Source organism: Pararhodospirillum oryzae, from assembly GCF_007992075.1.
GTDB classification, from domain to species: Bacteria; Pseudomonadota; Alphaproteobacteria; order Rhodospirillales; family Rhodospirillaceae; genus Pararhodospirillum; species Pararhodospirillum oryzae.
Map to the genome: position 1 here is coordinate 1 of NZ_BJZO01000199.1, position 604 is coordinate 604.

1 protein-coding gene is annotated in these 604 nt (G+C 61.3%); it reads right to left on the bottom strand.

Going from position 1 to position 604, the window contains the following annotated elements; all coding sequences use genetic code 11:
• Positions 1 to 70: 70 nt before the first annotated feature.
• A partial coding sequence (locus tag ROR02_RS16495) for a transposase (RefSeq protein ID WP_174823046.1) occupies positions 71 to 604 on the bottom strand: 534 nt, incomplete at its 5' end.

Here is a 604-nt window from a genome sequence, read left to right on the forward strand (position 1 = left end):
GATCGTGTCCCCGGACGTGGTGTAGGAGGGGGGCTGTCGTGGTGGTCTCCGGCAGGTTTGGCCGGGTTGTTCAAGCTGCCGCTGTTGGCAGCAGGATGGAGGGATCATCGCTCAGAGGAGCCATGGTCTCAAGGGGCATGTAACGAGCGCGCTGGACGGCCCATTCGTCGTTTTGCTCCAGCAAGATCGCTCCGATCAGGCGGGTGATGGCGGCTTCATTGGGGAAGATGCCCACGACGTCTGTACGGCGCTTGATCTCGGCGTTGAGGCGTTCGATGGGGTTGGTACTATGGATCTTGGCCCGATGCTCCTTGGGGAAGGTCATGTACGCCAAGACATCGGTCTCTGCCTCGTCGAGCAAGGCGGCAAGTTTAGGAACCTTGGGGCGCAGTTGGTCAGCAACCTGCCGCCATTGTGTCCGAGCCGATGCCGCGTCGTTTTGGGCGAAAGCGGTCCCGATAAAGGCGGCAACGACGCGCCGACCGTTTTTGCCGGCGTGAGAGAGGACGGTACGCATAAAATGCACCCGGCAGCGCTGCCATGTGGCACAGAAGACCTTGGAGACGGCGGCCTTGATGCCTTCATGGGCGTCTGATACCAACGG